The sequence below is a fragment of the Sulfitobacter sp. SH24 genome (assembly GCF_965641895.1).
In the GTDB taxonomy this organism is placed as follows: Bacteria; Pseudomonadota; Alphaproteobacteria; order Rhodobacterales; family Rhodobacteraceae; genus Sulfitobacter; species Sulfitobacter dubius.
This window is the reverse complement of record NZ_OZ282575.1, coordinates 2,085,726-2,112,289: the sequence shown is the minus strand read 5'-3', so window position 1 is coordinate 2,112,289 and position 26,564 is coordinate 2,085,726. Positions and strand designations below refer to the sequence as shown.

General features: G+C 57.4%; 23 protein-coding genes and 1 pseudogene. 10 read left to right on the top strand and 14 right to left on the bottom strand.

All coding sequences use genetic code 11. From position 1 onward, the window contains the following. Positions 1-734 precede the first annotated feature (734 nt). Positions 735-2,414, top strand: coding sequence for a pentapeptide repeat-containing protein (locus tag ACSQ16_RS12960; protein ID WP_435988519.1), 1,680 nt, complete (start codon positions 735-737; stop codon positions 2,412-2,414). 1,174 nt (positions 2,415-3,588) lie between these two features. On the opposite strand, the gene ACSQ16_RS12955 is transcribed toward ACSQ16_RS12960, so the two are convergent. Then, on the bottom strand, positions 3,589-4,503 hold the full coding sequence (locus ACSQ16_RS12955; protein WP_243262893.1) for a LysR family transcriptional regulator: 915 nt from the start codon (positions 4,501-4,503) through the stop codon (positions 3,589-3,591). A gap of 147 nt (positions 4,504-4,650) precedes the next feature. On the opposite strand from ACSQ16_RS12955, the gene ACSQ16_RS12950 reads away from it, so the two are divergent. The 9 genes and pseudogenes from ACSQ16_RS12950 to ACSQ16_RS12910 form a co-directional block, all read left to right on the top strand. After that, the gene (locus ACSQ16_RS12950; protein ID WP_093926477.1) at positions 4,651-5,418 is read left to right on the top strand and encodes an ABC transporter ATP-binding protein; all 768 of its coding nucleotides are present in this window, start codon (positions 4,651-4,653) and stop codon (positions 5,416-5,418) included. 1 nt (position 5,419) lies between these two features. Next, the gene (locus tag ACSQ16_RS12945; protein WP_317406234.1) at positions 5,420-6,121 is read left to right on the top strand and encodes an ABC transporter ATP-binding protein; all 702 of its coding nucleotides are present in this window, start codon (positions 5,420-5,422) and stop codon (positions 6,119-6,121) included. 28 nt (positions 6,122-6,149) lie between these two features. After that, positions 6,150-7,352 carry an ABC transporter substrate-binding protein gene (locus tag ACSQ16_RS12940; RefSeq protein WP_243262895.1) on the top strand — a complete coding sequence of 401 codons (1,203 nt, stop codon included), beginning with the start codon at positions 6,150-6,152 and terminating at the stop codon, positions 7,350-7,352. A 74-nt stretch (positions 7,353-7,426) separates the two neighbouring features. After that, positions 7,427-8,284 carry a branched-chain amino acid ABC transporter permease gene (locus ACSQ16_RS12935; RefSeq protein WP_093926474.1) on the top strand — a complete coding sequence of 286 codons (858 nt, stop codon included), beginning with the start codon at positions 7,427-7,429 and terminating at the stop codon, positions 8,282-8,284. Further along, positions 8,284-9,237, top strand: a complete 954-nt coding sequence (locus ACSQ16_RS12930) for a branched-chain amino acid ABC transporter permease (RefSeq protein WP_243262896.1) — start codon at positions 8,284-8,286, stop codon at positions 9,235-9,237. The genes ACSQ16_RS12935 and ACSQ16_RS12930 overlap by 1 nt, the downstream gene beginning before the upstream one ends. Beyond that, on the top strand, positions 9,234-10,358 hold the full coding sequence (locus tag ACSQ16_RS12925; protein ID WP_243262897.1) for an acyl-CoA dehydrogenase family protein: 1,125 nt from the start codon (positions 9,234-9,236) through the stop codon (positions 10,356-10,358). The genes ACSQ16_RS12930 and ACSQ16_RS12925 overlap by 4 nt, the downstream gene beginning before the upstream one ends. A gap of 3 nt (positions 10,359-10,361) precedes the next feature. Next, positions 10,362-11,378, top strand: coding sequence for a zinc-dependent alcohol dehydrogenase family protein (locus ACSQ16_RS12920; protein ID WP_243262898.1), 1,017 nt, complete (start codon positions 10,362-10,364; stop codon positions 11,376-11,378). A gap of 1 nt (position 11,379) precedes the next feature. Then, positions 11,380-12,918, top strand: coding sequence for an acyl-CoA synthetase (locus tag ACSQ16_RS12915; protein WP_243262899.1), 1,539 nt, complete (start codon positions 11,380-11,382; stop codon positions 12,916-12,918). 204 nt (positions 12,919-13,122) lie between these two features. Next, a pseudogene (locus ACSQ16_RS12910) lies at positions 13,123-13,377 on the top strand (transposase); the annotation flags it as partial. Between the two features lie 418 nt (positions 13,378-13,795). Here the strand turns inward: ACSQ16_RS12910 and ACSQ16_RS12905 are convergent. From ACSQ16_RS12905 to ACSQ16_RS12845, 13 genes are all read right to left on the bottom strand, one after another. After that, positions 13,796-14,752: a CobW family GTP-binding protein gene (locus tag ACSQ16_RS12905; RefSeq protein ID WP_243262900.1), complete on the bottom strand. Its 957-nt coding sequence runs from the start codon at positions 14,750-14,752 to the stop codon at positions 13,796-13,798. Further along, positions 14,749-15,051: a hypothetical protein gene (locus tag ACSQ16_RS12900; protein WP_243262901.1), complete on the bottom strand. Its 303-nt coding sequence runs from the start codon at positions 15,049-15,051 to the stop codon at positions 14,749-14,751. The genes ACSQ16_RS12905 and ACSQ16_RS12900 overlap by 4 nt, the downstream gene beginning before the upstream one ends. A 57-nt stretch (positions 15,052-15,108) precedes the next feature. Continuing rightward, positions 15,109-16,011: a polysaccharide deacetylase family protein gene (locus tag ACSQ16_RS12895; RefSeq protein WP_093926467.1), complete on the bottom strand. Its 903-nt coding sequence runs from the start codon at positions 16,009-16,011 to the stop codon at positions 15,109-15,111. A 42-nt stretch (positions 16,012-16,053) separates the two neighbouring features. After that, complete coding sequence (locus ACSQ16_RS12890; RefSeq protein WP_243262902.1) at positions 16,054-17,406, bottom strand: amidase; 1,353 nt, start codon at positions 17,404-17,406, stop codon at positions 16,054-16,056. A 10-nt stretch (positions 17,407-17,416) separates the two neighbouring features. Continuing rightward, the gene (locus ACSQ16_RS12885; protein WP_243262903.1) at positions 17,417-18,523 is read right to left on the bottom strand and encodes an ABC transporter ATP-binding protein; all 1,107 of its coding nucleotides are present in this window, start codon (positions 18,521-18,523) and stop codon (positions 17,417-17,419) included. Between the two features lie 74 nt (positions 18,524-18,597). After that, the gene (locus ACSQ16_RS12880) at positions 18,598-19,821 is read right to left on the bottom strand and encodes an ABC transporter substrate-binding protein (protein ID WP_243262904.1); all 1,224 of its coding nucleotides are present in this window, start codon (positions 19,819-19,821) and stop codon (positions 18,598-18,600) included. Positions 19,822-19,888: 67 nt separating this feature from the next. After that, complete coding sequence (locus ACSQ16_RS12875; protein WP_093926463.1) at positions 19,889-20,644, bottom strand: SDR family NAD(P)-dependent oxidoreductase; 756 nt, start codon at positions 20,642-20,644, stop codon at positions 19,889-19,891. Continuing rightward, the gene (locus ACSQ16_RS12870; RefSeq protein WP_243262905.1) at positions 20,641-21,357 is read right to left on the bottom strand and encodes an SDR family NAD(P)-dependent oxidoreductase; all 717 of its coding nucleotides are present in this window, start codon (positions 21,355-21,357) and stop codon (positions 20,641-20,643) included. The genes ACSQ16_RS12875 and ACSQ16_RS12870 overlap by 4 nt, the downstream gene beginning before the upstream one ends. Further along, complete coding sequence (locus ACSQ16_RS12865) at positions 21,354-22,205, bottom strand: ABC transporter permease (protein ID WP_093926461.1); 852 nt, start codon at positions 22,203-22,205, stop codon at positions 21,354-21,356. Before ACSQ16_RS12865 ends, ACSQ16_RS12870 begins: the two co-directional genes overlap by 4 nt. A 3-nt stretch (positions 22,206-22,208) precedes the next feature. Beyond that, positions 22,209-23,075, bottom strand: a complete 867-nt coding sequence (locus ACSQ16_RS12860; RefSeq protein WP_093926460.1) for an ABC transporter permease — start codon at positions 23,073-23,075, stop codon at positions 22,209-22,211. After that, the gene (locus tag ACSQ16_RS12855; RefSeq protein WP_243262906.1) at positions 23,072-24,157 is read right to left on the bottom strand and encodes an ABC transporter ATP-binding protein; all 1,086 of its coding nucleotides are present in this window, start codon (positions 24,155-24,157) and stop codon (positions 23,072-23,074) included. Before ACSQ16_RS12855 ends, ACSQ16_RS12860 begins: the two co-directional genes overlap by 4 nt. A gap of 232 nt (positions 24,158-24,389) precedes the next feature. After that, positions 24,390-25,415, bottom strand: coding sequence for a GntR family transcriptional regulator (locus ACSQ16_RS12850; protein WP_317406233.1), 1,026 nt, complete (start codon positions 25,413-25,415; stop codon positions 24,390-24,392). Further along, positions 25,373-26,539 (bottom strand): ABC transporter substrate-binding protein, encoded by a 1,167-nt coding sequence (locus ACSQ16_RS12845; RefSeq protein WP_243262908.1) that lies wholly within the window; start codon positions 26,537-26,539, stop codon positions 25,373-25,375. The genes ACSQ16_RS12850 and ACSQ16_RS12845 overlap by 43 nt, the downstream gene beginning before the upstream one ends. Between the last annotated feature and the right edge of the window lie 25 nt (positions 26,540-26,564).

The following is a 26,564-nucleotide window of genomic DNA, read 5'->3' as shown; positions in this document are numbered from 1 at the left end:
GGGACGGGCCTTTTCAGTAAGGGCGCTACATAGAACCCGGCGGTGATTTACAGAAAGCTAAGCGCGAACATTGAACGATCAACTGTTTCAGCTAGGAACTACGCATATCGAGGTAAGGTGCTGGGCCTGCGGTCACAGCGTTACGCTCAAGCCAGATGATCTGCCGAATGGCATTACAGACCATGAGTTTGAAAAGCGCGCTATCTGTCAATGTGGTACAGGCTGGCCATATGTTACCAAATTTCCCAAGAAAGCCCCTATGACAATGTGATGGGCAAGGGGGCTGATCGATCGCGCCGATTCGGGCCAGTTGCAGCTGCACAGATCGAGAACACGCGCGCAAACATGTACAGGATTTGTACATTGGCGGCGCGTTCTGCGGCGTATTTTCCTGCAATGTTCTGCAAAGCTGGCGAGAAAGGTCAATCCCTGGGGCGGTGAAACGTGAGTAATATTAGGGGATTAGTGGTGCTGCTGGAGAGAATTGAACTCTCGACCTCTCCCTTACCAAGGATGAGCTGAAAATCTATACTATAGGTAGCTCAAGGTAGCTCAGCGCTCGATGTGCAGCGGTGCGCTAGTCAGTGCAGGAAAACCTCAAACCGGCTTAGGCGATCCGCTGGCTGAAACCGTAGATTTTATAACCGACGTGTGGTTCTCTCTAAAGTAGAGAGTTTTCCGGCGCATGCATTCTTGTTGTTCGTCTCGTTCGATAACTTCTAAAGGAGCTTTAGTTGAAGAAGCACAGTAATGAAGATGATATTTTCGATTGGCTAGGACTCGAAAGATATCCGAATTGGAGCAAAGCTCGAGCGCTTGGGCCAGTGATTGCCGTATTATTCATTATAGTTTTCGCATTGGCGTTATTCTCTACCGTTAGCCTGCTTCTAAACATGGTTTTCAATGATGGGACGGCTACGCTTGGCTCGGGCGCTTTAATGGCTGCAATTTTGGGTTCACCCTTTTTGTTATGGGGAACAGTACTAAAGCACCGAACAGTGTCTTTTCAAAAAGAAGGGCATATTACGGACAGAATTAATAAAGCAACCGAACAACTTGGAGCTGAGAAAACTGTAAAGCGCCTCCTTAGCCGCTCTGAGAAACTGATTTTCACTAAGCACGATTATGCGTGTGATGATAAAGCTGAACCGGTTTTCGGAGAAGTAACCTGCCCAAATATCGAAGTGAGAATTGGTGGCATATTATCGCTTGAGCGCATCGCTCAAGATTCTACCACCTATGATGGTGGGCGCGATCATGTTCGCATCATGGAAATCCTCTGCGCTTACATCCGAGAAAACTCTCATGAATACAAGAAATTCCCTTTGCCTGATTGGGAGCCGTTAGGGGATGGCGCTGACGAAGTGACACAGTTGCTCCATAAGTCACAATTGGATGAGAGGACCCAGGAGTATAAACTATTTGGTAAAGCTTATGACTGGGCCGGTGCATTGCCATCCCTTCGTATTGACCTGCAGCTCGCTCTAAATGTGATAGGAAGACGCACTGAAGAGCAGCGGATGGTTGAAGCCGTTTGGCCGGACAAGCTAGGTAAGCGATTTATACCTAGAGTGGCAGAAAGCCTTCCTAAACTTCAAGATTCTTTAAATGTTGAGGGGCTGCTTTCTAAAGAGACGATGGCAATCCAGCAGCACATCGAAGGTTGGGTGCAATCGTTAGAAGCTTATTCAGGATACCGTTTGGACCTACGTGGTGCCAATTTGCAGGGTGGTGACTTCTCTGCAAAACGCATCGACAGATCGGATGCATCTTTTTCGGGCCTTTTGCTTGAGGGCGCTAAATTAGACGGGGCCTCTTTCAAGGGAGCTCAGCTCAGAGGGGCAAGCTTTACCAGTGCAAGTTTGAATGGCGTAACCTTTTCGCATGCAGACCTTGCAGGGGCCCAGTTTCATGCCCACTGTCAACTGGAAGGAGCTAGGTTCGTTAATGCGGAACTGACAGCGTCACGTTTCAGCGAGGCCATGTTGCTAGGAGCGATTTTCACTGGGGCAAATCTGGACTTCGCAACGATTGATTCTTCAATTCTTGAAGCTTGCTGGTTCATACAAGCCCAAGCTAGATTTTCGAATATATCTAGCTGCCATTTTTTCGGCATCAAAGCGCGTTCGCTAGATGTTTCGATGGCAAATCTCAGTGATATTAAGCACGGTACCGCGATTTTCGATGGGAAAAATATTACGAGTGGCTTAGCTCTCAAAGAAATTGATCTCTTGAGTATTGAATTATCTTCGGTTGATTTAGGTCTAATTTTTGGCGACGTCTCGGTGTTGCTCCCTGAAGAGTGCTTTCGCCCAGACCACTGGGCGTTTGAACGACTGAGATGGAGAGAATTCTATGAAGAGGTTTCTAAATGGCATGGCGAATTAGGTGCTCGGTATTCGATAGGCCTCTAAAGCTAATCTCTGCAAGAAGTTAGTTACTTTCTTCACCAAACTGCAAAAGTTCAGCCGGAGTACCTTTGCCTCGATTTTGGAAGTTTTCGTGCCTATCAGGCAGTATTTTTCTGATGAAAAACACGCTGAGAGACACTATGCCCCCCATTCCTTCTCCGTTCTCTATATGTCTGGGGGGCAAATGCGCCTTAACTTGCTGAAACCTAAGACAGTTGACTAAATTCAAAATCCCCCGCCGCGAGGCGTGCCGGTTCGAGTCCGGCCTTGGGTACCAGCATTCAAATACCTGATCTTCTTATGGAAGATCAGGTATTTTGGTTTTTGAGGGCATTTGTTCTGAGGTTCTAATCGTGTGTCTCACACAGATGGCTCGCGCTTGGCTGTAGCTGGGTTATTAATCCACGTTTCTCCTGAGCAGCACGGCTGAGCTTTTCCCTGCTGGCGTCCTTCCTGTAGTACGCGACCCTTTCAGCACTTTGACCTGTGACCGCCTGAATCTCAGCATCGCTCCGGCCTCAGCAAGTTCGACGATAGCGAGTTTTCGTAGACCAAGGAGCACGTAAGGGGATGCCCGTTTTCCGAGCGTCCCGCGCCATGCGCGGAAAGTTTTCTCGACCGAGTCATATCCTAGGGGTTCGCGCAGGTTCTTAGACAGGACATGTTCACCACTTCTCTCAAAGGTGGCCAGTGCAGCTGAGAGTGATCGCGGGCAATAGACTTCTCGCTTCTTGTCGGCCTTGTCGTCAACCACCGTCATCCTGAGGCAGTTTACGGCTCTCCATCTTGCACCAGACGTTAGAAGGATTCATAGGCTCACTCGAACGCTTGGCCTTCGCCTGCTTCCATTCGCATTAACATTTTCATCGTGCGGACGTCATGTGTTCGGCCTGCAACTACCTGTCGCTTCAATTGCAAACGGGCCAATTACAAACTGCGGTCACTTCGCGGCCGTAGCGACCGACAAGTCCGCTTTGCTGACTTTTACTCGCCGAAAATGCTGCAAGGTGGATGAATGGCCGGTCTGATAAAGCTGCACCGCAGAACTCAGTCGCGCAGTCAATTGTTCGAGCAGCGGTGAACTCCATCCCTTCAGAGCGGTAAAGAGCACCGCTCAAGCTGTCAGCCGGAGTTGCACTTGCGCGGTCCGCCAATGCTGCCTTGTCCTACCTCGCCATTAAATTTCTGATGGCGAAAAAAGTGGCCGATTTGCTTGGGACCGATTTTTAAGAAGCCAATCGCGGAACTGCAGCACTGTAGAGGATGAAACCTTCAATCGCGGCAGAATTAGGTGATAAGCATATGAGGTTTTAAAATTTTGGCAGAAAGGACTAACCAGCGCCCCGCTTTCCAATTCCTCCTGCACCAGCCAAGAGGCAAAGAGAGACAATCCCAAACCATTGATGGTCGAGCTGAGCTGAAAATGGCGGTCTTCAAGCATCATTTGCGGCTGGTTATTTACCATCTTCATTTCGTTCAAAGTGAACCATTCCTCCCACATGCCGGTATCGTCTACATGCAACAGAGTGCAGTCTGTCACATCCTTCGGCTCAGTTATGGGATGGCTCTCGAGATACTCGGGACTGCAGACTAATGCCATTCTCTCGGGCCAAAGTGGATGAACCTCAAAGCCGTTCCAGTCACCTTTTCCCCATTGAATGCCAATATCCGCAAAACGCCCAGGCTCGGGCATATATGCATAGTTATTGTTGTGGTTGTGCATTGATAGGCGCATGTCAGGATATTGTTCGATCAAGTTGCCCAGCTCTGATGACAACCATCGGCTGGAGAACATCGGCAAAAGCGCGATACGGATCGCGCCCGCCCGTATCGATAACTGGTCGAGCCCAGTTTGGATTATCTCCAGCCCCCGCCCAACATGCCGCGCAAGCTCGACACCTTCCTCAGTGAGTGTCAGCCCTTGCTTGGTGCGGTGGAAGAGGCGGTAGCCAAGATCCGATTCTAATTTTTTAATGTGATAACTCACTGAGCTTTGACTGATGTTCAAAAGCTGCGCCGCACGGGTGACATTCCGAGTCTCCGCAGTCAGGCTAAATATTTGCATAGACTTGATATTTCTGATCGGCCTCACAGGGGTAAACTCCCTTGATCGTGTTCAGCTTCACCACACCTAATCATCTAAAAATTAGATAGCCAAGTGGAATCTTTGAATTTGATTTGAGCCGTGGGCCGTCGCACGCTCCTCAAACCGCAGGAGGAGCGGGGAGGGGAATTTACTATGGCGACACCTGTTTTGAGGGTCGAATCTTTGTGCAAGTCGTTTGGCGGCGTGCATGCGATCCGAGACCTGTCCTTTGATGTGAACGAGGCGCAAATCCTCGGCCTGATTGGACCGAATGGTTCCGGAAAATCGACCACGGTGAACAGTCTGGCGGGGTTGTTTCCGATCACATCTGGCGCGATTACCTTGGCCGGTGCCAAAATCGATAATCTGCCGGAATATGACCGCGTGGCGAAGGGCCTGTCGCGTACCTTTCAAACGGCCAGCACATTCACGGAATTCACGGTGCGCGACCATGTCGTGCTAGGTTGCAACGTAACACGCACTTCGCATCCACTATCGTCAGTATTCGGCATCGGGCGGAAATCCAGCGAGGAAGAGGATTTGGCCGCGCGTGTCGACCGGATTCTCGACATTACCGACCTCACACCGGTACAGGACCAACGCGTGGGCACCATCAGCTCGGCCCAGCAACGCTTCCTCATGATCGCAACGGCGCTGGCGTCAAATCCCAAGGTTATCTTGCTGGATGAACCCGCTGCCGGGCTTGTCTCGCATGAGCGCAAAACCCTGAGCGACCTGATCAAGAAAATCCGCGACCTGGGCACTTCGGTGCTGGTGATTGAACACCACATGGCGCTGATCATGGAGGTTTGCGACCGGATCGTGGTGCTGAACTTTGGCCAAAAGATCGCAGAAGGCACACCCGAGGAAATCCGCAACAATCCCGTCGTCATCGACGCATATCTCGGCGAGGCGGCCTGACATGTTGAACGTATCCAACCTCCGCGTCAGCTATGGCGCGATCGAAGTCATCCACGGCATCGACTTGCAAGTTAATCAGGGCGAGTGCGTCGCGCTGATTGGCGCAAATGGCGCGGGTAAGTCTTCCACACTTAAGGCGATCTGCGGGCTGGTTCCGGCCACGGCAGGAACCATTGAGTTCGAGGGCCAAGATATCACTAACCAAAGCGGCCACTCCATCGTCAAAGCGGGGATCACCATGTGCCCCGAGGGGCGTCAGGTCTTTCCGCAAATGACAACGCTGCAGAACCTCAAGATGGGGGCCTATCCGCGCAAGGATGCGGAGCAGGCAGCGGATGTTGAAGAGATGATGGACATGTTTCCCATCCTGCGCGACCGCGCACATCAAGCTGCGGGCACACTGTCGGGTGGGGAGCAGGAGATGTTGGCGATTGGCCGGGCGCTTATGGCGCGGCCCAAGCTCTGCATCTTTGACGAACCGTCATTGGGGCTCGCCCCTAAAATCGTCGCGGAGGTGGGGGAGACCATCGCGAGGGTCAAAGAGATGGGGAAAACCATCCTGCTGGTCGAGCAAAACTCGGCCATGGCGCTGCGGCTTGCCGACCGGGCCTATCTTTTCGAAGCCGGAGAGATCGTGCTGAGCGGTACGGGCGCAGAGCTGCAATCACATCCAGATGTGGCAAAGGCGTATCTGGGCCACTGATACCAACGTTTCTGGGAGGAGACAGAACATGAGACTGACAGCATTGACAGCTGCAATGGTCATGACGGCGGGTGCCGCTTGGGCCGAGGAAAAGACACTCGACATAGGGGTCAGCGATGCGCTGACCGGGGGCGGGGCCGTCTATGGGTTGCCGCAGACCAATGCGGTCAAACTGGCCGCGAAAGAGATCAACGCCAGTGGCGGGATCAAGGTGGGCGAAGACACCTACATGCTCAACGTCATCGCCTATGACGACAAGGCCAACCCGACCGAGGCCTCCAACGCCGTGCGCAAGCTGATCGACCGAGACGGCGTTAAGTATATTCTTGGTTTCTGCTGCTCGGGTGCGACCGGGGCTGTGGCATCTTTCATCGAATATGAAGATGCGGTGATGCTTGTGGGCAATGCCGCTGAGCGGTCGATCACGACCCGCGAAATCCCGAACCTCACGCGCACGCGTCCGCCAGCAGATTATACTGGTGCGGCGGCTGGTACCTTTGTCGCCGAAAAGGGCCACAAGCGGGTTGCCGTCTTGGGCGCGCTGGATGTGGGGTTCTACGCCAGCTACGTCGACGCCTTTGAAAAGGAGTTGGAGGAAGCGGGTGGAGAAATCGTGAGCCGGGAGGCATTTGGTCTGAAAGACCGCGACATGTCTCCACAGTTGACCAAAATCCGAGGCCAAGAGCCTGACGCGATCCTTGTCGTCGGCTATGTGGAGCCAGCAGCGTTTATCTACCGACAGGCAGTCGAGCTGGGCATCGACGTGCCGCGCTATGGTTTCACCTCCGGTAGCGAAGAGCAGTTTACCCGTGTGGCCACTTCGGAGCAGATGGAAGGCGTTTGGGACCTGCGCCCGACCGAGCTGACACTGCTCTCGGCATCCGAAAACGGGAAGGCCTACCACGCAAACTATACCGAAGAGTACGGCATCGCGCCGTCGCCAAGCTCACCTTATTCCTATGATCAGACCTACGCGCTGAAGGATGCCATTGAGGCTGCTGGAACCGTAGAGGACACCGAAGCCGTGGCCGAAGCGCTGCGCGAGATTGCGGTGCCTGATGAGGTCGTCATGCAATACCTGCCTGTCGATGACAAAATGTTCGATGAAAACGGGCAGGCCTATACCTCCAATGGCGCTTTCCAGTGGCAGGGCGGCAACTGGGTCTTTGTGCAAGACCTGCCGTCTGACGCCGCCGCGTACTCAGCTTTCCTGAGCACGCTGGACGACTGATCCCTCCCCGGGCGGGGCGCGGGCAGGTTTCCTGCGCCCCATTCTTCTATCTCCTTTAATTCGCAGGGTGCGGCATGGTTGAGGTACTTCAACAAATTATTAACGGCATCGCCATCGGGGGTGTCTATGTGCTGATTGCACTGGGGCTGACCACGGTTTTCGGTATCCTCGGCATCGCGCATTTTGCTCATGGATCAGTCTCCATGTTCGGTGGCTATCTGACATTCTTTTTTGTCACCAGTTGGGGCATTCCCTTGCTGTTGGCGATCCTGATCGCGCTGCTGGTGGGGCTTGTGCTGGGGGTGTTGATTGAACTCTTGGCCTATCGCCCGGTACGAGATGCCAATCATATCAACGCCTTTATCGTGGCGCTTGGCCTGACCATGATGGTCGAGGGGATCAACCTCGAACTCTTTGGACATGAGCAAGTCGTCATCCCGACCGACTTCTCCCGCGTCTTCAACATCGGCGGTGTCACCATTCCCGAGCTGCGGCTCTATGTGATCCTTGCCGCCGCGCTTTTGATCGCCGCGATGACGGTATTTGTCGAACGCACCAAAACGGGCCAAGCGATCCGCGCTGTGGCCGAGAACCGCGACGCCGCGATCCTTATGGGTGTTAACGTCAAGACGATCCCGCTGGTGGTCTTTGCAATCTCGACAGCGCTAGGGGTCTGCGCGGGGGTCATGGTCGGATCGCTTTTTGCGATTGCACCGGGCATCGGCGAAGGCTTGGTGGTTAAGGGCTTTGCCGTGCTCATCTTGGGCGGTCTGGGGTCGATCCCGGGCGCCGTTGTGGGGGGGCTCGTGCTCGGCATCACCGAGGCACTCGCCGCCGGTTTCATTTCATCCGCTTATAAGGACGTGATCGCATTCGTCGTAATGATCAGCGTTCTGTTGTTCCGGCCTCAGGGCCTGATGGGGAAAGCATAATGGCTCGTAATCGTACCTTCATCCTTTACGGTTTGGCACTGGTTGGCTTCGTGTTGTTGCCGCAGCTGATTTCCGTGAAATACTACATCCACCTATGCGTTCTGGCCCTGATCTGGGTCATCGCGGCGCAAGGCCAGAACTTGATCCAAGGGTACACCGGCTATGTCTCGATCGTGCAGGCTGGGTTCATGGGAATCGGCGCCTATTCGACGGCTCTGATGGGCATGCACTTTGATCTGCCAGTCTGGCTGACGATCATCCTCGCGCCCTTTGTGACTGCCTTCTTCGCGCTGCTGACAGGTTACCCCAGCCTTCGGGTCAAGGGGCACTACTTTGCCATCGTTACACTGGCTTTCAACATGGTGATCTTCATCGTCCTGATGAATTTCCACGACCTTACCCAAGGTGAGGCTGGCATCACCGGCATCCCGAAGCCCGGTGGCAAGGACGCACTATTCAATTGGCGCGACCGGGAGACGTATTATTACTTTGTATTGATCATCGCGGCGCTGATGACGGGGCTTGCGGCATTGATCGTGCGCTCGAGGATAGGGCAAATCCTCGTCGCAATCCGCCAGAACGAAGACCTCGTCGGCGCGGTTGGGATTGCGGCTTGGAAGTACAAGCTCTTTGCCTTCGTGACCTCGGCAATGTTTGCGGGCCTCGCTGGTGCGATCTACGCCCATTACCAAAGCTTCATCAATCCGGAGATCTTTGGCATTGCGCAGTCGCTTGATGCGATCCTTGCGGTAATTATCGGCGGGTCGGGCACCATTGCGGGGCCACTTATCGGCGCGTTCTTCGTGGTCTTCCTGCCCGAATATCTGCGCTTTGCCGACAGTTTCCGGCTGATCCTTTACGGTCTGGTGCTGGTTCTGGCGACGATCTTCATGCCGCGCGGGATCGCCGGTATCGCCCGCGACCTGATGGAGAAACGGCGGGGTCGGACATGAGCCGAGCCTTTCTGGATAAGGTCACGCACTTCGCCAAGGGCCGTGTCGCCCCGGAGGCCGCTGCATGGTCCATCGGGGCCGCGCCGGAGCCTGCGCTTTACCAAGAGGCCGCCGCTCTAGGACTTCTTGGTATGGAATTGCCTAAAGCGCGCGGAGGGCAGGGGGTCGACTTTGCAACCCGTGTCGCGGCCTGCGAGATCATGGCAGGGGCGGACTTCGGCTTTGCCATGTCACTCGTCAATACTCACAATATCGCGCTGCGCCTTTGTGAAGAGGGGCAGGTGGCGGCCGTCGAGCAACCTTTGGCGGCGCTGCTCTCGGGGCAGATGCACGCCTGCACTGCATTGACCGAACCCGGCACCGGAAGCGATTTTGCCGCAATCCGTACCACGGCGCGGCAGGTCGACGGGGGCTGGCTACTGGACGGCGAGAAGTCCTGGATCATCAACGGGCGGCAGGCGGGATTGGCCGTGGTCTATGCCCAATGCGCTGAGATCGGCGACAGCAGTGGTATCGGCGCCTTCGTCGTTGACCTGACTGTTCCCGGGGTCACGCGCTATGCAATCGACAGCGCTTTCGCGCAGACCAGTCTTGGGACTGGAGGGTTTCACCTTGATGGGGTCAAACTGCCACAGGAGGCGATGATCTCCGCGCCCGGCACGGCATTCAAGGCGATCCTGCAAGAAATAAATGCCGCGCGGACCTATGTCGCGGCAATGTGCGACGGTATGCTGCAAGCCGCGCTCGACAGTGCAGCCGCCTATGGCGCACAGCGCCTCAGTTTCGGTAAGCCGCTTAACCAGATACCGCGTTGGCATGCAGAGTTTGATGCGGCTGAAAGGGCCTTGACCCAAGCGCGTGACGTGACCCGACATGCCGTCGCCCAAGTGTCGCAAGGCGCAGATGCACAGCTTGCTGCCGCCGAAGCTAAGATTGGATCAGTCACCTGTGCGCAGACCCATCTGCCAAGGCTTTTGCAACTAATGGGGGCGGAAGGTTTGCGTCCGGAGCACCCCTTTACCCGCCACATCGCCGCCGCGCAGATCGCGGGCTTCACCGATGGGGCCACAAATATTCTCAAAGACAGGGTGGCACGTTTGACCGCCCGAAAGGAGACCTGAACCATGCGTGTATTCCAAATTGAAGGCGATTGGGGGTTCGACAATCTCACGCTGACTGAGCGCGATGAGCCAAGCTGCGGACCCGGGCAGGTCATCGTCGAGATGCGGGTGGCGTCGCTCAATTCGCGCGATCTGATCGTGCCCGAACGGGGCTATGGCCGAGCTACGGGTGAACTGCCCTTGATCCCTGTGTCCGACGGGGTGGGTGAAATTATCGAAGTGGGGTCGGGTGTGACCCGGGTTGCCGTGGGAGACCGTGTCTGCCCGACCTATTTCCAGAACTGGACGGCGGGTGCGCCAAGCCCCGAACGTTTTGCGTCAGCCTTGGGGGGGCCGCTTGACGGGGTTATGGCCGACCGCATCTGCCTTTCTGCGGAAGGGGTGGTCAGGGTTCCCGACTACCTGAGCGACGCTGAAGCGGCGACGCTGCCCTGTGCTGCGCTCACGGCATGGAGTGCGGTTGTCACCCACGGCCAAACCCGTGCCGGGGACAAGTTGCTGGTTCAAGGCACCGGCAGTGTCGCGCTCTTCGCCTTGGCCTTCGCCAAGATGCAGGGGGCGCAAGTCACTGTGATTTCCTCCAGTGACGAAAAACTCGCCAAAGTCTCTGAAATGGGCGCAGACGCGACGATCAATTACCACAGCGAAGAAGATTGGGCGCGCGCCAGCCGTTCTATCACCGCCGACCGCGGTGGCTATGACAACATTATCGAATTGGGCGGAGCGAAAACGCTGCCTCTGTCTCTGCGGGCCGTGCGGCCGGGCGGCACATTGTCCATGATCGGTGTGCTGTCGGGTCTGAACATCGAAGCCTCGCTGGGTCCGATTGTTGCCCGGCAGGTCCGTCTCCAAGGCGTTACCGTGGGCCACCGAGACGGGTTTGAAGCGATGCTGCGTGCCATGGCCCAGCATGAAATGCGTCCCGTTCTGGGCGAGACCTTCAAATTCGAGCAGCTGAAAGAGGCGCTAACGCATCTACGCGCCGGTGGCCACTTTGGCAAAACCCTAATCGAGTTCTGACATGTCCGACATTGATACTTCTTGGCAGCCTCGCCATCACCCGGCGGACAAGGCAGCATTCGTCATGGCCGCCACCGGCGAAAGTGTCAGCTTCGGTGCGCTCGAAGCCCGGGCCAATCAAGGCGCACATTTGCTGCGCGCTACGGGCATCGAGGCCGGGGCGCATATTGCCATTCTGATGGAGAACCGTCGCGAAATGCTGGAGGTCTGCTTTGCTGCGGATCGTGCCGGAGTGTATTATACGACCATCAGTACTCATCTGGGACCAGAAGAGATCGCATATATCCTCGGCGATTGCGATGCTCAGTTGCTAATTACAAGCGCGCGGTTTGCGGGGTTAATCCCGAAACTACGGGCAGATTTCGCCGAAATCTGTGCTGTGCGTGTCGTGGGCGCGGGCTTGAACGGTCTCCCAAGCTGGGATCAAGCCCTCGCGGATCAACCAACCACGCCAATCCCAGACGAGTCCCAAGGGCTTGATATGCTCTATTCCTCAGGCACAACAGGGCGGCCAAAAGGTATCAAGTGGCCGTTGGAGCCTGCGCCACTTGGAACACGCACAATGCTGGTCGATTTGCTGACTGGTCTTTTCGGCTACGGACCGGATACGCTATACCTGTCTACTGCGCCGCTATATCATGCAGCCCCCTTGCGCCACTCAATGGTCACGATCAAATCGGGTGGTACTGCGGTCATCATGGGCCGATTTGACGCCGAAGAGGCGCTAAGACTTATTGAAGAGCATCGGATCACCCACAGCCAATGGGTACCAACCATGTTCGTGCGCTTGTTAAAACTACCTCAGGCGGTACGTGAGAAATACGACCTTTCGTCTATGCAGATGGCTGTACATGCCGCGGCACCCTGTCCGCTTGAGGTCAAGCACGAGATGCTGGCGTGGTGGGGGGATATCATCCACGAGTATTATGCTGGCACTGAGAATAATGGCTTTACCGCTATAACAAGCCGTGAGTGGCGCGTTCACCCCGGCTCAGTGGGCCGGGCCAAACTGGGGGTCATCCATATCTGCGGCGAGACAGGCGAAGAGCTACCAGTCGGACAGGAAGGGGAAATCTTTTTCGAGAATGGCCATCAGTTCGCTTATCACAAAGATCCTGAAAAGACCCGGCGCGCCACCAATGAAAAAGGCTGGACGACCCTCGGGGACATTGGCCGGGTAGACCCGGAAGGGTACCTTTACCTGACGGACCGGAAATCATTCATGATCATTTCCGGCGGAGTGAACGTTTATCCGCAAGAAACTGAAGATACGCTGCTAAACCATCCGGCTGTGCTCGACGCGGCGGTCATAGGTATCCCACATGAGGATTTTGGCGAAGCGGTTCATGCGGTCGTGCAGTTGGTCCCTAATATCGAAGCTTCAGATGGACTCCGTGAGATCTTGTTTGAATTTTGCCGAACGAAGCTGTCTTCAATCAAATGTCCACGGAGTATCGAGTTCCGTGGAAGTTTACCTCGGACAGAGACGGGAAAACTGCACAAAAGGCTTTTAAGAGAAGAGTATCTGGCCCCCCGATAAATTATTGCATTCTGGAGAAAGCGATGATGAGCAGGGATCATAGGCGGGTGGTGGAACCTGATTTGCGACAGCGGCGTACTTTGTTGAAAAACGATTGTTTGATCGCGCCCTGAACTGCTGATTCAATTCGTGTAATTCAGAGGAGGATCGGCGATGATGGGACCGTGACAGGAAGCTCAACCAGCACTATTCTATCAGTCCTCGCTGGAGGATCACGTTCCGCAAGATCACCTGCTTCGATCCATCGACCGGTTTGTCGACCTGAGCAGTATCCGTGCCCATCTTGCAGGCTTTTACAGCCACACTGGCCGTCCCTCGGTCGATAGCGAACTGCTGATCCGCATGCTGTTGGTCGGCTATTGCTTCGGCATCCGGTCAGAGCGGCGGTTGTGCGACGAGGTGCATATCAACCGCGCATATCGCTGGTTCTGCCGCCTTGATCTAAGTGACTGGATCCCGTTTTGGACCTGTCGCGGTTTGATGCCGCTCCGTTGATAGCATTTACTGCGCCGTGCCATCGGATTAACATGGCTGGCCATCACCTTATGGTCGAGCTTTGACATTGGTAATCTAACCGGGAGCAAAATTAGGCATTCGATTTGCAACAAAACTATCAATGAATGGGATCGTTATCTTTTGAAGTATATGCAGCTATGGTGCTCGTCTCCTATTGCCATTCGTCTATTACCAAGGCTTGGCTGATCCCCTCTGGCCCCCAGAGGGAGCAGAGCCACATGCCGATTGTATAGCTGTAACGCATTGAGCCCACCCTTTTGCTTGGATATTCTTGCGGTCAGCTTCAGTCCCGAAAGCCCCGTAGCTTGATGTCTGTAACGCCAACGGCACACTCTGCGAGTGCACGTTGTCGCGGCTTTATTCAGTTGCGGGTGAAATAGGCGAGCGAGCGGCGCAGGTCTTCGCTTTCGTACCCTCGCCCGATGAAGACAATCTGATTTCGGCGGTCTTGCGCGGGAGCGGGGAGCAGTTCGGGCGGCTGGACAGATTTTCGGACGGCTTGTAGCAAAAGCGGCCCGGCGGGCGTTTCAAACACACCTTTGACGCGCACCAAGTCGTCACCCCGCGCATAGAGAAGCGCCGAGAGCCAGACCGAGAAGGCGGCCCAGTCCACATCCTCGGGAATGTCGATCTTGGTGGGGAGGATGGGAGCCATGCCGTCTGATAGCAACGGCAGCGCATAGGCGGGGACGTCCGGCAGGTTCGACAGAGCGTGGGGCAGACCCTTTGCCGCGGCCTCAATCTCTGCCGCTGGGTTAAGCTGTTTCACAGTCGCCATAACAGCCGCGAGCGTATGGTCCGTAACGGCGTCGACTTTGGTCAGGATAATGCGGTCGGCGGCCTCAATCTGAGCGCGGCTCAGGTGTTCGCTTTGCAACTGCTGCACGGCGTGGAGGGCGTCCACCAGTACGACGATCTCGGCCACACGGATATGATGCACAAGAACCCCGTCATCCCGGATCGCCGCAAGAATGGCAGCAGGATCGGCAAGGCCGCTGGTTTCCAGCACGATCTGATTGGTGCCGCGCATCTCGGCGCTTTGGCGGCTGCGGGTGTCACAAAGCGCCCGCAGGGCGGCGATCAGGTCCGCCTTGCCCGTGCAGCAGGCGCATCCACCTGCGAGCATGGTCATGCTGGCGGCCTGCGCGGCGAGCAAGGTATCGTCTACTGGCGTTAAGGCCGCTTCGTTCACAAGGATATGCGCACCGGGAAACGTGCCCGCGAACAACTGATGGCGCAGCCATGTGGTTTTGCCAGAGCCCAGATAGCCGCCAAGGATCGTCAGGCGCAGGCGGCTGTCGTCCGCGTCCGGTGTCATGGGGCAGAAGGGGTTTTGGTAAAGCGGGGGGCGAGCGGGTCAATCGGAGCGCCGATCTGTCGCGCGGCGTCCTCCCAGACGGATTCGAGGTCGGGGAGTAGGGCGGTCCGGCCTGTGAAGGACGAGAGCGCGAAACCCGGACCATGACCGGGCGGTCGAGCGGTGAACCCATAGCTGCTGAGCAACCGGTTCAGGATCTGCGCGCGACGCATCTGCAGCCGCAGGCGGTCGCCGGCGTTGTCCGCGCCTGCATCGGTCCAATGGCCGGGGCGTGTCGGAAAACCACAGGCGTTGCACATCTTAAGACCTCGTTGCGTAGGGACAGGGCAGCGCGGCTCGCGCTGCCCCTTGATGGCTTAGATCACTTCTGGGCGCTTGTCGCTGTCGAAGGGGAAGCGTTTGCGGAAGTCGTCAGCGATGGTGTTGAAGTCCACCCATTCGACGCCGGAATGACCGTTGATGTACTCGATTAGGCGCTCCAGCATCAACAGAACCTGCGGACGGCCCGCAACGTCGGGGTGGATGGTGATCGGGAACACACCATATTCCATCTCGCGGTAGACCCAGTCGAACTGGTCTTTCCACATCTGTTCGATGTCGCGAGGGCTGACGAAGCCGTGGCTGTTAGGCGCGTTCTTGATGAACATCATCGGGGGCAGGTCGTCGACATACCAGTTCGCGCCGATGTCGACGAGGTCAATCTCCTTACCGTGCTTGAGCGGATGCATCCACTCGCCAGCGGTCTTGGAGTAATCGATCACGTTCCACTCGTCGCCGACGCGGGCATAGAACGGCTGGAAGTCACGATAGCTCTGGCTGTGGTCGTAGGAAAAACCGTATTTGCCCAGCAGGGCTGCGGTCACGTTGGACATTTCCCACCAAGGGGCGACATAGCCTTTGGGTGCCTCGCCGGTCAGCCCTTTGATCAACTCGATCGATTTGACCAACACGTCTTCCTCTTGCGATGGCGTCATCGCGACGGGGTTTTCGTGCAGATAGCCGTGCGCACCGATCTCGTGACCGGCTTCGACGATCATGTCCATTTCCTTGGGGAAGGTCTCGAGCGAATGGCCGGGGATGAAGAACGATGTCCGCATCTCGTACTTCTTGAACAGGCGCAGCAGGCGCGGCACGCCGACTTCGGTGGCAAAGATACCACGCTGGATGTCATTGGGGGAATCGCCGCCGCCATAGGACCCGATCTGGCCCGCGACGGAGTCGATATCGGTGCCAAAGGCACAATAGATCTTCTTACTCATTTCTCAGTCTCCTCTGATTTTTCAGTCGTTGTCAGGGCGGCCTCAGCCGCGGATGATCTCCTCGCAGCCCAAGGCCGCGGCCAGCAGGGCCGTGTCCTGTCCCGAAGACGCCGAGAGCAGGAACCCCGTGGGCATGCCGTCAGCATCGGTGCCGTTGGGAATAGACACGCCGCACCAGTCCAGAAAATTCCCCAGCGATGTGTTGCGCAACGTGAGGCCATTGGCGCGGAAAAAGGCGTCCTGATCCGCCTCAAGGGGGGTGGTCTCCATCGCGGTTACGGCAGTGGTGGGGCAAAGAACGATGGCGTTGCCGAGGGCTTCGGCGGTTGAGGCCATGGTGCGGGCGCGGGCCTGTTGCAGCACCAGCAGATCAACAGCGCTCATGCTTTCGGCCAGCTTGATGCGGCGCACCACGCGGGCGTCCATCTGGTCGGCTGCGGCGCCGTAAATCCGCTCCTGATGCAGCACCAGCGCTTCGGCTCCGGCCAAGACACCGAGGCGTGCGATCAGATCGGTCAACTCGGTCAGTTCGGGCAATGATATGCGGCGCACCCGCCCGCCTGCCGCTTCAAGCCGCGCGACGGTAGCGTCAAAGTTCTCCGCGACGGCGGGAGAGAGGTCATTGAGCAGGATGTCATCGGGAATGACAAAATTCAGCGTGCCAGGGTCTGCCGCCTGCGCCTCGGGCGCGTTTTTGCCACGCAAGACCGCATCGAAAAGCGCGCAGTCGGCCACGGTGTGGGCCAACGGGCCGATCGTGTCGAGCGATTTGGCCAGCGGATAGACCCCCGCCATCGGGTGGCGGCCCGACGAGGTCTTATACCCGACAACCCCATTGAACGACGCAGGAATGCGCACCGACCCGCCGGTGTCCGAGCCCATCGAAATCGGTACGATCCCCGCCGAGACCACAACGCCGGAGGCCGAGGACGACCCGCCGGGGCTGCGGGTTTGCCCGGCAGGGGCGTGGACATTGCGCGGTGTGCCGTAATGCGGGTTCAGCCCGATGCCGGAATAGGCAAACTCGGTCATGTTCACGGTGCCGGTGCTGATGATGCCGGCACGGTGCGCGGCTGCGATGACCGGTGCATCTGCCTGAGCCGGGGGATCGGCCTTTGTCACCACGGCTCCGACGGTGGTGACGCGGCCCTTGAGGTCAAACAGATCCTTCCAAGCAACAGGCACGCCGTCAAGCGGGCTGGCGGGCAGGCCCGCACGATACCGCAGGCGCGCAGCCTTTGCTTCCACCATCGCGCGGTCGCGCAGGATGTCGATATAGATCGCATCGTCACCATGCTCTGCGATGCGATCAAACACCTGCTCTGTCACAGTGACCGCATCGAGCTTGCCCGCCCGCAGCCCTTGAGAAATGTCGCTTGCCGTCAAATGGCCCATACGAGCGTCCTCAGTGGTCAATGACGCTGGCATTGGTGGATTTCCACGCGATAAACGCGCTTCCCCCGGCCTTCAGCCTGTTGCGATACTTATCTACATGGCCCTCGACGTTGATCAGCTTGCCGTCGGCAAAACGCACGATCATATGCATGATGTGCCCAACGATCTGGAGGCTGTCGATGGTGCAGGGGATCGCGTTGGAGCCAAAGCTGGCACGTATCTCATCTTGGGGCACATCGGCAGGCACCAGGTCCACCGCTTCGGCGGGCAGGATGATGCTCATCTCTCGCCCCTTATGCGCGTCGATACCTGCGCGGTTCGCCCCGCCAAAGGTGCCAAAGGCGGTGTCGAGCATCACGATGCCATTTTGTTCTTCCCTGACCGTGCCGGGGAGGATAGCGTTTGAACCGATGAAACGGGCCACGAACTGGCTGCTGGGGCGGGTGTAAAGCTCACGTGGGGGGCTGACCTGTTCCACGCGGCCCGCGTTCATCACCACGATCCGGTCGGACAGGGCGAGCGCTTCGGACTGCGCGTGGGTCACGAACACAAAGGTGATGCCAAGGTCGCGCTGAAGCAGCTTCAGCTCGTTCTGGATGCTCTTGCGCAGGTTCGCGTCCAGCGCGCCGAGCGGTTCGTCCAGTAGCAGAATGTCTGGCTCAACCACAAGCGAGCGGGCCAGTGCGATCCGCTGGCGCTGACCGCCAGACAGGCGGGAGGTCGGCATGTCGGCGATGCTGCTCAGGCCAAGCTTTTCGAGTATCTGGTCGACCTTGCGGTTCGCCTCGTCGCGCGGCATCTTTTTGACTTCAAGACCGAAAAGCACGTTCTGGCGCACGTTCATATGCGGAAAGAGCGCGTAGTTTTGAAAGATCATCGAGGTGGGGCGCTTTTCGGGAAGCTGATCGTTCACGCGTTTGCCGCGGATCATCAGATCGCCGGAGGTCACCGTCTCAAACCCCGAGATCATCCGCAGGGTCGTGGATTTGCCACAGCCCGACGGGCCAAGGAATGCGATGAATTCCCCTTTCTCGACATCCAGATTGAAGTCAATAACGGCCGGAGTTCCATTGTCGTAGGTCTTGTAGACATTTGTAAGCTGTAGATCGTAGGCCAAGGGAAAACGTCCTGTTCGGGGGAAAAGGGAAGGGGGGGAGGTTCAGCCGGTTGCCTGGCTGAACCATTGGTGCATTAAGCGGAGAGGAATTCGTCCCACTTTTGAATGAGCAAGTCGTACTCATCCGGCCACTGGTGCCAGTAGGCGACATTCGCGGCGCGTTCTTCGAGAGAGCCGCCGTCGCGCAGATCACCTTCTTTGATGCCGCGCTCGGTTGCGCCGACCCATGGCTTTCCCTCGTACCAGAAGGCATATTTGTCGGGGTCCATGACGTTCTTGACGTTGGTTGTGGGCGAGTAATAACCCTGCTCGGACACCGCGATGGCGGGCGGGCCGGAGAGCCAGTAATCGGCATAGGCCGCGACCGCTTCGAGGTTCGACGAGGTCTTGAGGGGGGCCACCCCAATCGCCCAGCCACGGTAGCCGCTGTCCATCGTGGCATAGGAGCATTCGACCCCCTGTGCCTTGACCGCCATAACAGCCGGTTGCCACGCGTCGGCGATGACCATCTCGCCAGATGCCAGCAGGTTCACCAACTCGCCGAAGTCACCCCAAAGGGCGCGGAATTGGCCTTCTTTCTTCTTGGCAATCAGGAACTTGGCGGCCTCCTCGATGGCTTCAGCATCCGGGTTGCCCGGGTTGGCGACTTCCAACAGGCCCAGCTCGTTCATGGCCAGGACTGCCTGTCCAAATGCAATGAGCGGGTCGACGTTCAGGCCGGTCTTGCCCTTGAACTTAGGATCGAACAGGGAGGACCACTTCGCGGCTTCCTCTGCTTCCACTAGGTCCGGACGGTAGCCGATGGAGTCGTAGTTGTAGACCGTCGGCACCATGTTCAGGCGGGTCTGGCTCTCGTCTTCCCAAATCTGGCCGACGATCTGGCGGTTGAGGTCCCAACGGTCGGACGATTTGGTAAAGGTCTCGCGGATACCGGCCCAGTTCTTAAGATTCTCGGCAGGGATCGGCGCCAGCTTGTCGGTGGCGACCATCGCAGCAAGACGTTCACCGATGATTTCCCAGCAATCATAGGCATCCGACCCGGAGAGGATCTCTGTTTGGGTGTTGGGGAAAATGTCTGCCTTGCCGCTGACCGACCCGACTCCGGATTGCTCTTTGAAATCGTTCAGGATGCGTTCCTGAACCGTGACCGACAGGCCGACAGTCCGCAATTCCTGGTTACTCAGTTCGGCAGCGAATGCCTGCTGAGCGCCAAGGAACGGCATCCCCCCAGCAGCAAGCGCTGCGCTGCCTGCCGTGGTCTTTAGAAAGTTGCGCCTAGAGAAATTTGAGTGTGTCACTTTTATACTCCTTGTTGCGGTCGTTTAATTTTAGTTTTTGTTGGGAAGGCAGACCTTCCTTGCGTGTTCAGTAGCGCCCGACCATCAGCCCACCGTCCACTGTAATGACCTGTCCTGTCAGATACCGCGCCGCATCCGACGCGAGGAAACCCACGACATCAGCGATGTCATCGGGCTGTCCGATGCGGCCCAGAGGGACAATCTCGCCCACTGTTTTGGCGCCTTCGGGACCAAGTGAATGTTTCTCTGACAAAAGCTGGGCAGTGCGGATGTAGCCCGGCGCCACGCCGTTCACGCGCACCCCATGGCTACCCAACTCAACCGCCAAGCCCCGGACGAGCCCCACGACACCAGATTTCGCGGCGGAATAATGAACATGTTCGTCCCAGCCATAGGCGACGCCCATGATCGACGACAGGCAGACAATCGCGCCACTGCCGCGGGCTTTCATCCCGGCGGCGGCCGGGCGGATCACACGCAGCATGCCCTTAAGATCAATATCGAATGTCTGATCCCATTTCTCGTCTGTCAGTTGCTCCAGCGGGACGCGGTGGGCAATCCCCGCATTCGCCACGATCGTGTCGATCTTGCCAAAGCGGGTTTCGATATCCTTGACCACGGTGTCAGCGCGTTTGGTGTCGGTAACGTCGAGATGCTGAAATTCGGCCTTGCCGCCCGCCTTGCGGATTTCCTGCACGACATTGCGGCCCTCATCTTCGAGTACGTCGGTGACGACAACATGGTCGCCGCGTGCGGCCAGCGCCTTGGCCGTGGCCTGACCGATGCCGATGCCGGCGCCCGTGATCAACGCGATTGAGGTCATAGCATTACGTCTCCGGAGTTGGGTGACAGGGTCTGGCCCACGTAAATCCGTGCGGCTTCTGAACATAGGAAAGCGACAGTTTCGGCCACATCCTCCGGCTCGCCAAAGTGGCCCAGCGGAAGCTCGGCAGCCTTGGCCGCGCGCCAGTCGTCCGACAGGGCACGCACCAGTGGTGTGTTGATCGGGCCTGGCGCCACGGCATTGACGCGCACGCCCTGGGTCGACACCTCGCGAGCCAGCGCCTTGGTCATGCCGATGATCCCGGCCTTTGCGGCGGAGTAATGGACTAGTTCGATCCCGCCGATCTGGCCAAGCTGCGACGCCATGTTGACCACGCAACCGGCTTTGTTTTTCAGCATCTGCGGCAGGACAGAACGGGTACACAGATAGGTGCCGCGCAGGTGAACCGCGATCATGCGGTCAAAGTCCTCAGGCGCCAGATCGACAAACCGCGACTGGTGAACATGACCCGCGTTATTGACCAAATGCGTCGGTGCGCCGAAGGCTTCGGTACAGCGCGCCACCATGCGGGCCACATCTGCCTCATTCGACACATCACCCTGCATCCCAATGCCGCCGACTTCCTTAGCCGCACGCTCTGCGGCATCGGCGTCGTAGTCGTTCACGACGACATTATACTCCAGTGCCGCGAGTTTTGTGGCGACAGCCAGCCCGATCCCCGATCCTGCGCCTGTGATGATCACGGTGCTCATGCGATGTCTTCCTGCATGGCCATCTTCTTGGCGCGCCGCACGCTCAGCGCCATCAGGATGCCGTAGACCGACAGCAGCGCAAATGAGAACAGGGTGGTCATGACGCCGAAGGCAAAGATGTTCGGGTGAATTTCGACCGAGAAGGTGCCGTAGATCGCAAGAGGCAGGGTCTGGTCACGTCCGGATGCAAAGAGCGTACGCGGGAATTCGTCGAAACTCAGCGTGAATGCAAAGAGCATGGCCGACAGCACGCCGGGAAAGATCAGCGGGAAGGTCACCTTGCGGAAGGTCGTGATCGGCGACACGCCTAGCGACCAGGAGGCTTCTTCGACCGATCCGTCAAAGCGGTTGAGGATCGCCAGCATCACCAAAAAGGCAAAGGGGAAGGTATAGACCACATGCGCCAGAAACGCCGTGCTCCACCAGTGCCGCTCGATCCCGACCACATTGTTGGCCAAAAGCGAGGTGCCCAGCCCAGTCAGAACCCCCGGCACCATCATGCCCAGCACGATCAGGTAGAACACGATGCCCGCGCCGCGGAACCGCTTGCGGAACGCCTGTGCTGCCATGACACCCAGAACCGTCGCAGTGACCATTGTCATAAAGGCCAGCACCAAGGAGCGGATCAGCGCTTCGCCAACGGGCAGGGGCGCAATCCGGGAGGGGGGCGTCAGGCCGAAGAGGTGTTGATACCAATAGGTTGACCAAGAGATAATCGGGAACTGTGGGCCGCCCTCCGGGCCTTGCTGAAAGGACAGGATGCCCAGCACGATGAAAGGACCATAAAGGAACAGGATGAACAGGCCGACATAGACCGCGAGGATTGGCTTGAGGACTTTGGATTCCATCTCTTAAATCTCCCGCTTGAGGTCGACGATGCGCAGGAAGCCTGCAACCACGATGCCCAGCAGGATCGTCAGGATCACCCCGACAACCGAGGCCATCGCCCATTTTAATGACCCAACCTGCGTCACGATGATATTGCCTAGAAGGTTCACCTTGCGGCCCGACAGGGCACCGGATGTGGCGAACTCCCCCAGCACCATGACGCTGACAAAGATGGCACCTACCACGACACCGGGCAGGCTGAGCGGCAGGACGATTTTCCAGAAGATGCGCCCAAAGCCTGCGCCAAGGTCACGGGCAGCTTCGATAATGTTGCGGTCGATGCGGCCCAGCATGAAGGCGATGGGGCCAACCATGAAGACCACGTAAATCTGGGTCATGCCGATGACGACCGACAGTTCCGAGAACAGCAGCACCTCAATCGGGCTGTCGATAAGGCCCAGTTTCTGAAGGATAATATTGATCGCGCCTTCCTTGCCTAGCATGGGGCGCCAGGCCAGAACGCGGATTAGGAAGGAGGTCCAGAAGGGGATAACGCAAAGGACCAGCAGGATCGTCGAGAGCGTCTTGCTCTTGACGAGCAGCCCTACGAAAAGCGCTGCCGGATAACCGATCAGAAGCGTCAGCGTGAGAACGATGAGCCACAAACGGATTGTCGTCCACAAGGCACCGACATAAGCCTCTGATGCAAAGAAGTTTTTCCAGCTGTCGAGAGTCAGTGTCGAGTTGATCGAGAAGGTCGTCTGCGTCCAGAACGAAACATAAAGGATCATCATGATCGGGGCGACGAGGAACAGAATCATCCAGACCACGCCGGGGACGAGTAGTCGGAAAGTGTTTGACTTGTCCCGGTTCGAAGTTGCAGCGCTCATCTTGCGGTTTCCTTTCCGAATACGATCGCCTGCGCGGGATCCCATGACAGTGTGTAGTTCTCTCCGACCGTCAGATCGCGGGGCTCACCAAGGCTGAGGTGGTGGTCGACTTCGACGGTCTTGCGGTCCTTGGTCTCGAACAGGAAAACGATCGACGAGCCGAGATATTCGCTGGCGAGGTAGCGCACGGGCAAGGCCGGGCCGGGCAGGTCAACGGCGTCTGCGCTAAAGATCCGAGTACGGTCATAGCGGATGGCATAGACGTCGGATTTGTTCGGTTGCGCGGCGGTCACCGGCACGGTGCCAAAGGGGCCAACAAAGGTATCTCCCTGAAGTTCGCCATTGAATAGGTTGAACCTGTTGAGAAACAGCGCCACATCCGAAATTGCCGGGCTGTCGTAAATCGCGTCGGGCGTTCCGTACTGTACGATTTGTCCCTGATCCAGCACCGCCACTTTATCGCCCATCGCGAGCGCTTCGGTTTCGCTGCCCGTGACATGCAGGAAGGTCACGTCAAGCCGTTCGCGAATGGCCCGCAGTTCGATCTGCATCCGTTCGCGCAGGTTCGCGTCAAGCGCACCTAGAGGTTCATCCAAAAGCACCAGTTTGGGCTGCAATACGAGCGACCGCGCCAAGGCGACACGTTGTTTCTGCCCGCCAGAAATCTGATCCGGGCTGCGGTCTTCCAATCCTGTGAGGCCCACCATGTCGATCGCGTCCGTCACCCGATCGGCGATGTCGGTCTCCGACACTTTGACCGCGCCATTGCGTAGACCAAAGGCCACGTTCTCGAAGATGGTCAGATGTGGGAAGAGGGCGAAGTTCTGAAACACAAAACCGATGCCGCGCTCGTGGGCGGGTAGCTCGGTGATGTCGCGCCCCTGAAACCAGATGCGCCCCTTGTCCGGCTTCTCGAAGCCCGCGATTACCCGCAGGAGGCAGGTTTTGCCGGATCCCGAAGGCCCGAGTAGGGCGATATAGCTGTTGTCTTCGGCGACAAAATCGATGTCATCAAGTGCGGTCAGATCGCCGTACCTGTGCGTCACACCTTCCATCCGAAAAATTGGTTCGCTTTGCGTCATAGAGCCCTCTCTCTTTCGCGGATGTCCCCTCGAACGGTATCGGGGGAGCAAAAGGTCGCTCTTTCGGCACCTTTCCGCAAAATGTATAAAGTATGAAATGGCTAATTTGACTACATAGCAATAGCCATCTTTTCGAAATTTAGAGCCGGAAAAGCTACCTTAGGTGGAAAAATGATCGAAAAGATGTAATTTTACTCAGTATGAAAATGAACTTAGGGTCCGAAATCCATTTTTATATAACCGGGGTCAAATAGGGCGGCAGCGACTCGCTTTCAGGAATCAGCGCAACGATTTTAAGCCGGGCAACGCTCTTGAACGACAAGACGCGCAAATGTTCCCTAAGGTACGCTGTGGCTGCATCGATTTGGCGTGAACCGATTAGCTCGAACAGGGTCTGGTACTGATCCAGCGCGACGGGATCTACGGGCAATCCAAGGTCGCTCAGAGCCTTGTCCATTGCCGAAAGCAGCAGGCGGTTGTTGCTAATGATTTCCACCAGCGCACTGTTCGGCGTCCGCCCCAGACAGAGTCGCATCAGCTCATCTTCAAGTTGAGCTGAGTTCTTTGCCTTGCCGCTTTCGATATGTGCGCTCACCTGCATGATCTGCGCGTGGTCGATGTAATCTGAGGCCTGCATTAAAGCGGCAGGTTCCATGATGCTGCGCAGCTCGAATTTCTCGCGGAGGGTTCGGGCCGTCAGCGGCCCGGCTAGCCAGTGCGAGGTGGCGCCTTTGCGGATCAACCCGCGTTCGTTAAGGCGGCTGAGCACGTCGCGTGCCACGGTGCGGCTCACGCCCAGATGATTGGCCAGTTCCGTTTCAATGACCCTAAACTCTCCGAAAATCTGGCAGGCGGCAATCTCGGCCTCTACCTTGTCATAGACCCGCTGCCACGTCCCACGGACCGCGAGGGCTGAGCGTGAGACATCCGGGATTTCAAACCCGAACTCCTCCAGCGATTTGCGGATCGGCGTAAGGCTCGTCGCTCCATCCCCGACCAGATAACCGCGCCCGCGAAACCGATGGATCAACCCTTCAGCGTTGAGGATCCGCAAAGAGGCCTGGACGGGCGCGCGACTGGTTTGCATCAACTTGGCAATCGGACCCTCAATCAGAACAAATCCCTCCGGCAAGCGCCCCGAACGGATATTGTGCCGCAGAACGCGACTGATGGTTTCATAAAGCGGGTCTTGCCCGGGGGTGGTCGGCCGTGCACTCATGTGGTCGAGCTTCCCAAAGTCCGGATAAAGCGCTTCCAAGAGCGGGCGGCGTAGTTGTACTCGTCCATGACAGTGTTCCAAAGCGCGATCCGACTGACCCGTTCACGATAGGCACCGCCGGGGCGACGCTGGCCCGTGCGCACGACAATCTTGCCGTCCGGCCCCTTAAGGTCGCATCGGGCAGGGTCTCCGTCATACCAATAGCCCCATTCTTCGGGGCTGAGATACTCCCGGACTCCCTTTGAATTCGTCATGTAATGCCCCTGCCGTGCCATGAGCGCGCCCGCGGGGCCGGTAAGCCACCAATTCAGATAGTCATAGGCCATGTCCAGTTTTGCACCTTCGAGGTGTCGTGCAAGCGAGGCCCCGCCATGCCACGCCCGGTAGCCTTCGCGCGGCACGCTTTCGCGGAAAATACCGGCCATCTCGCCCAAGTTGCCATAGGAAGGCGACCACATGCTCTGCACTGACACGCGGTCCGTCTGAATGAACGCCTCCGCCTCGTCGGGTGTAACCCAACTGCCCGCGAAAAAGCCCTGTTGGCGCAAGGTCTCAAGCAGCGCCATCAGGCTGTCGATCTCATCGACAGTCATATTCCCGATGTCCTGAAAGGTAAGATCACCATTGGCTTCAGCGGCAAGGGCCGCATCAAAGATGCCGATCGCCGGCTCGTCCACCAATGCAATCCGGCCCCGGGCGCGCCGGTCAAGCAGCCACGCCCAGCTTGATCCCTCCGGCCCCTCATCGCCGAACAGACGGCGGTCAAATCCGAAGCTGTCGACGTTATGGGCTGTAGGCAACATGCTGATGGTCGGCATCGGCTGTTGACCCAAAGTCCCGTCGGGCTGCACGTACAGCTTGCGTACCGGGGCGTCGCCATGGCCCTGCCAAGTGTATTTGCTAATCCCGCCGTCCTTGGCAAGGTCGCCAATGTGATCCCATTGATTGATCCGGTCGGTCTGGATCGGTTGCAACGCGCCCCAGTACCAGACGATATCGAGGTTGTGAAAGCATTGCTCGTAGACGTCGTAGCCCGTCGGGTCTACTGCTGCGAGGTGCTGGCAGGTCAGGAAATCCAGAGACTCGTGCTCGATGTCGATGCCGAGGTCCGCCACGGCCATTTTGCGCACTTCCTCCAGCAGGGTGACATCGGTGCCACGCACCCGCAGCACCCGTCGTTTGTGGTTT

Coding starts and splice junctions, on each gene's coding strand:
- ACSQ16_RS12870 (WP_243262905.1), bottom strand. CDS start 21,357: ATGAGCACCGTGATCATCACAGGCGCAGGATCGGGGATCGGGCTGGCT.
- ACSQ16_RS12895 (WP_093926467.1), bottom strand. CDS start 16,011: ATGAGTAAGAAGATCTATTGTGCCTTTGGCACCGATATCGACTCCGTC.
- ACSQ16_RS12930 (WP_243262896.1), top strand. CDS start 8,284: ATGGCTCGTAATCGTACCTTCATCCTTTACGGTTTGGCACTGGTTGGC.
- ACSQ16_RS12875 (WP_093926463.1), bottom strand. CDS start 20,644: ATGACCTCAATCGCGTTGATCACGGGCGCCGGCATCGGCATCGGTCAG.
- ACSQ16_RS12920 (WP_243262898.1), top strand. CDS start 10,362: ATGCGTGTATTCCAAATTGAAGGCGATTGGGGGTTCGACAATCTCACG.
- ACSQ16_RS12890 (WP_243262902.1), bottom strand. CDS start 17,406: ATGGGCCATTTGACGGCAAGCGACATTTCTCAAGGGCTGCGGGCGGGC.
- ACSQ16_RS12940 (WP_243262895.1), top strand. CDS start 6,150: ATGAGACTGACAGCATTGACAGCTGCAATGGTCATGACGGCGGGTGCC.
- ACSQ16_RS12905 (WP_243262900.1), bottom strand. CDS start 14,752: ATGACACCGGACGCGGACGACAGCCGCCTGCGCCTGACGATCCTTGGC.
- ACSQ16_RS12855 (WP_243262906.1), bottom strand. CDS start 24,157: ATGACGCAAAGCGAACCAATTTTTCGGATGGAAGGTGTGACGCACAGG.
- ACSQ16_RS12950 (WP_093926477.1), top strand. CDS start 4,651: ATGGCGACACCTGTTTTGAGGGTCGAATCTTTGTGCAAGTCGTTTGGC.
- ACSQ16_RS12900 (WP_243262901.1), bottom strand. CDS start 15,051: ATGTGCAACGCCTGTGGTTTTCCGACACGCCCCGGCCATTGGACCGAT.
- ACSQ16_RS12925 (WP_243262897.1), top strand. CDS start 9,234: ATGAGCCGAGCCTTTCTGGATAAGGTCACGCACTTCGCCAAGGGCCGT.
- ACSQ16_RS12915 (WP_243262899.1), top strand. CDS start 11,380: ATGTCCGACATTGATACTTCTTGGCAGCCTCGCCATCACCCGGCGGAC.
- ACSQ16_RS12935 (WP_093926474.1), top strand. CDS start 7,427: ATGGTTGAGGTACTTCAACAAATTATTAACGGCATCGCCATCGGGGGT.
- ACSQ16_RS12945 (WP_317406234.1), top strand. CDS start 5,420: ATGTTGAACGTATCCAACCTCCGCGTCAGCTATGGCGCGATCGAAGTC.
- ACSQ16_RS12860 (WP_093926460.1), bottom strand. CDS start 23,075: ATGAGCGCTGCAACTTCGAACCGGGACAAGTCAAACACTTTCCGACTA.
- ACSQ16_RS12865 (WP_093926461.1), bottom strand. CDS start 22,205: ATGGAATCCAAAGTCCTCAAGCCAATCCTCGCGGTCTATGTCGGCCTG.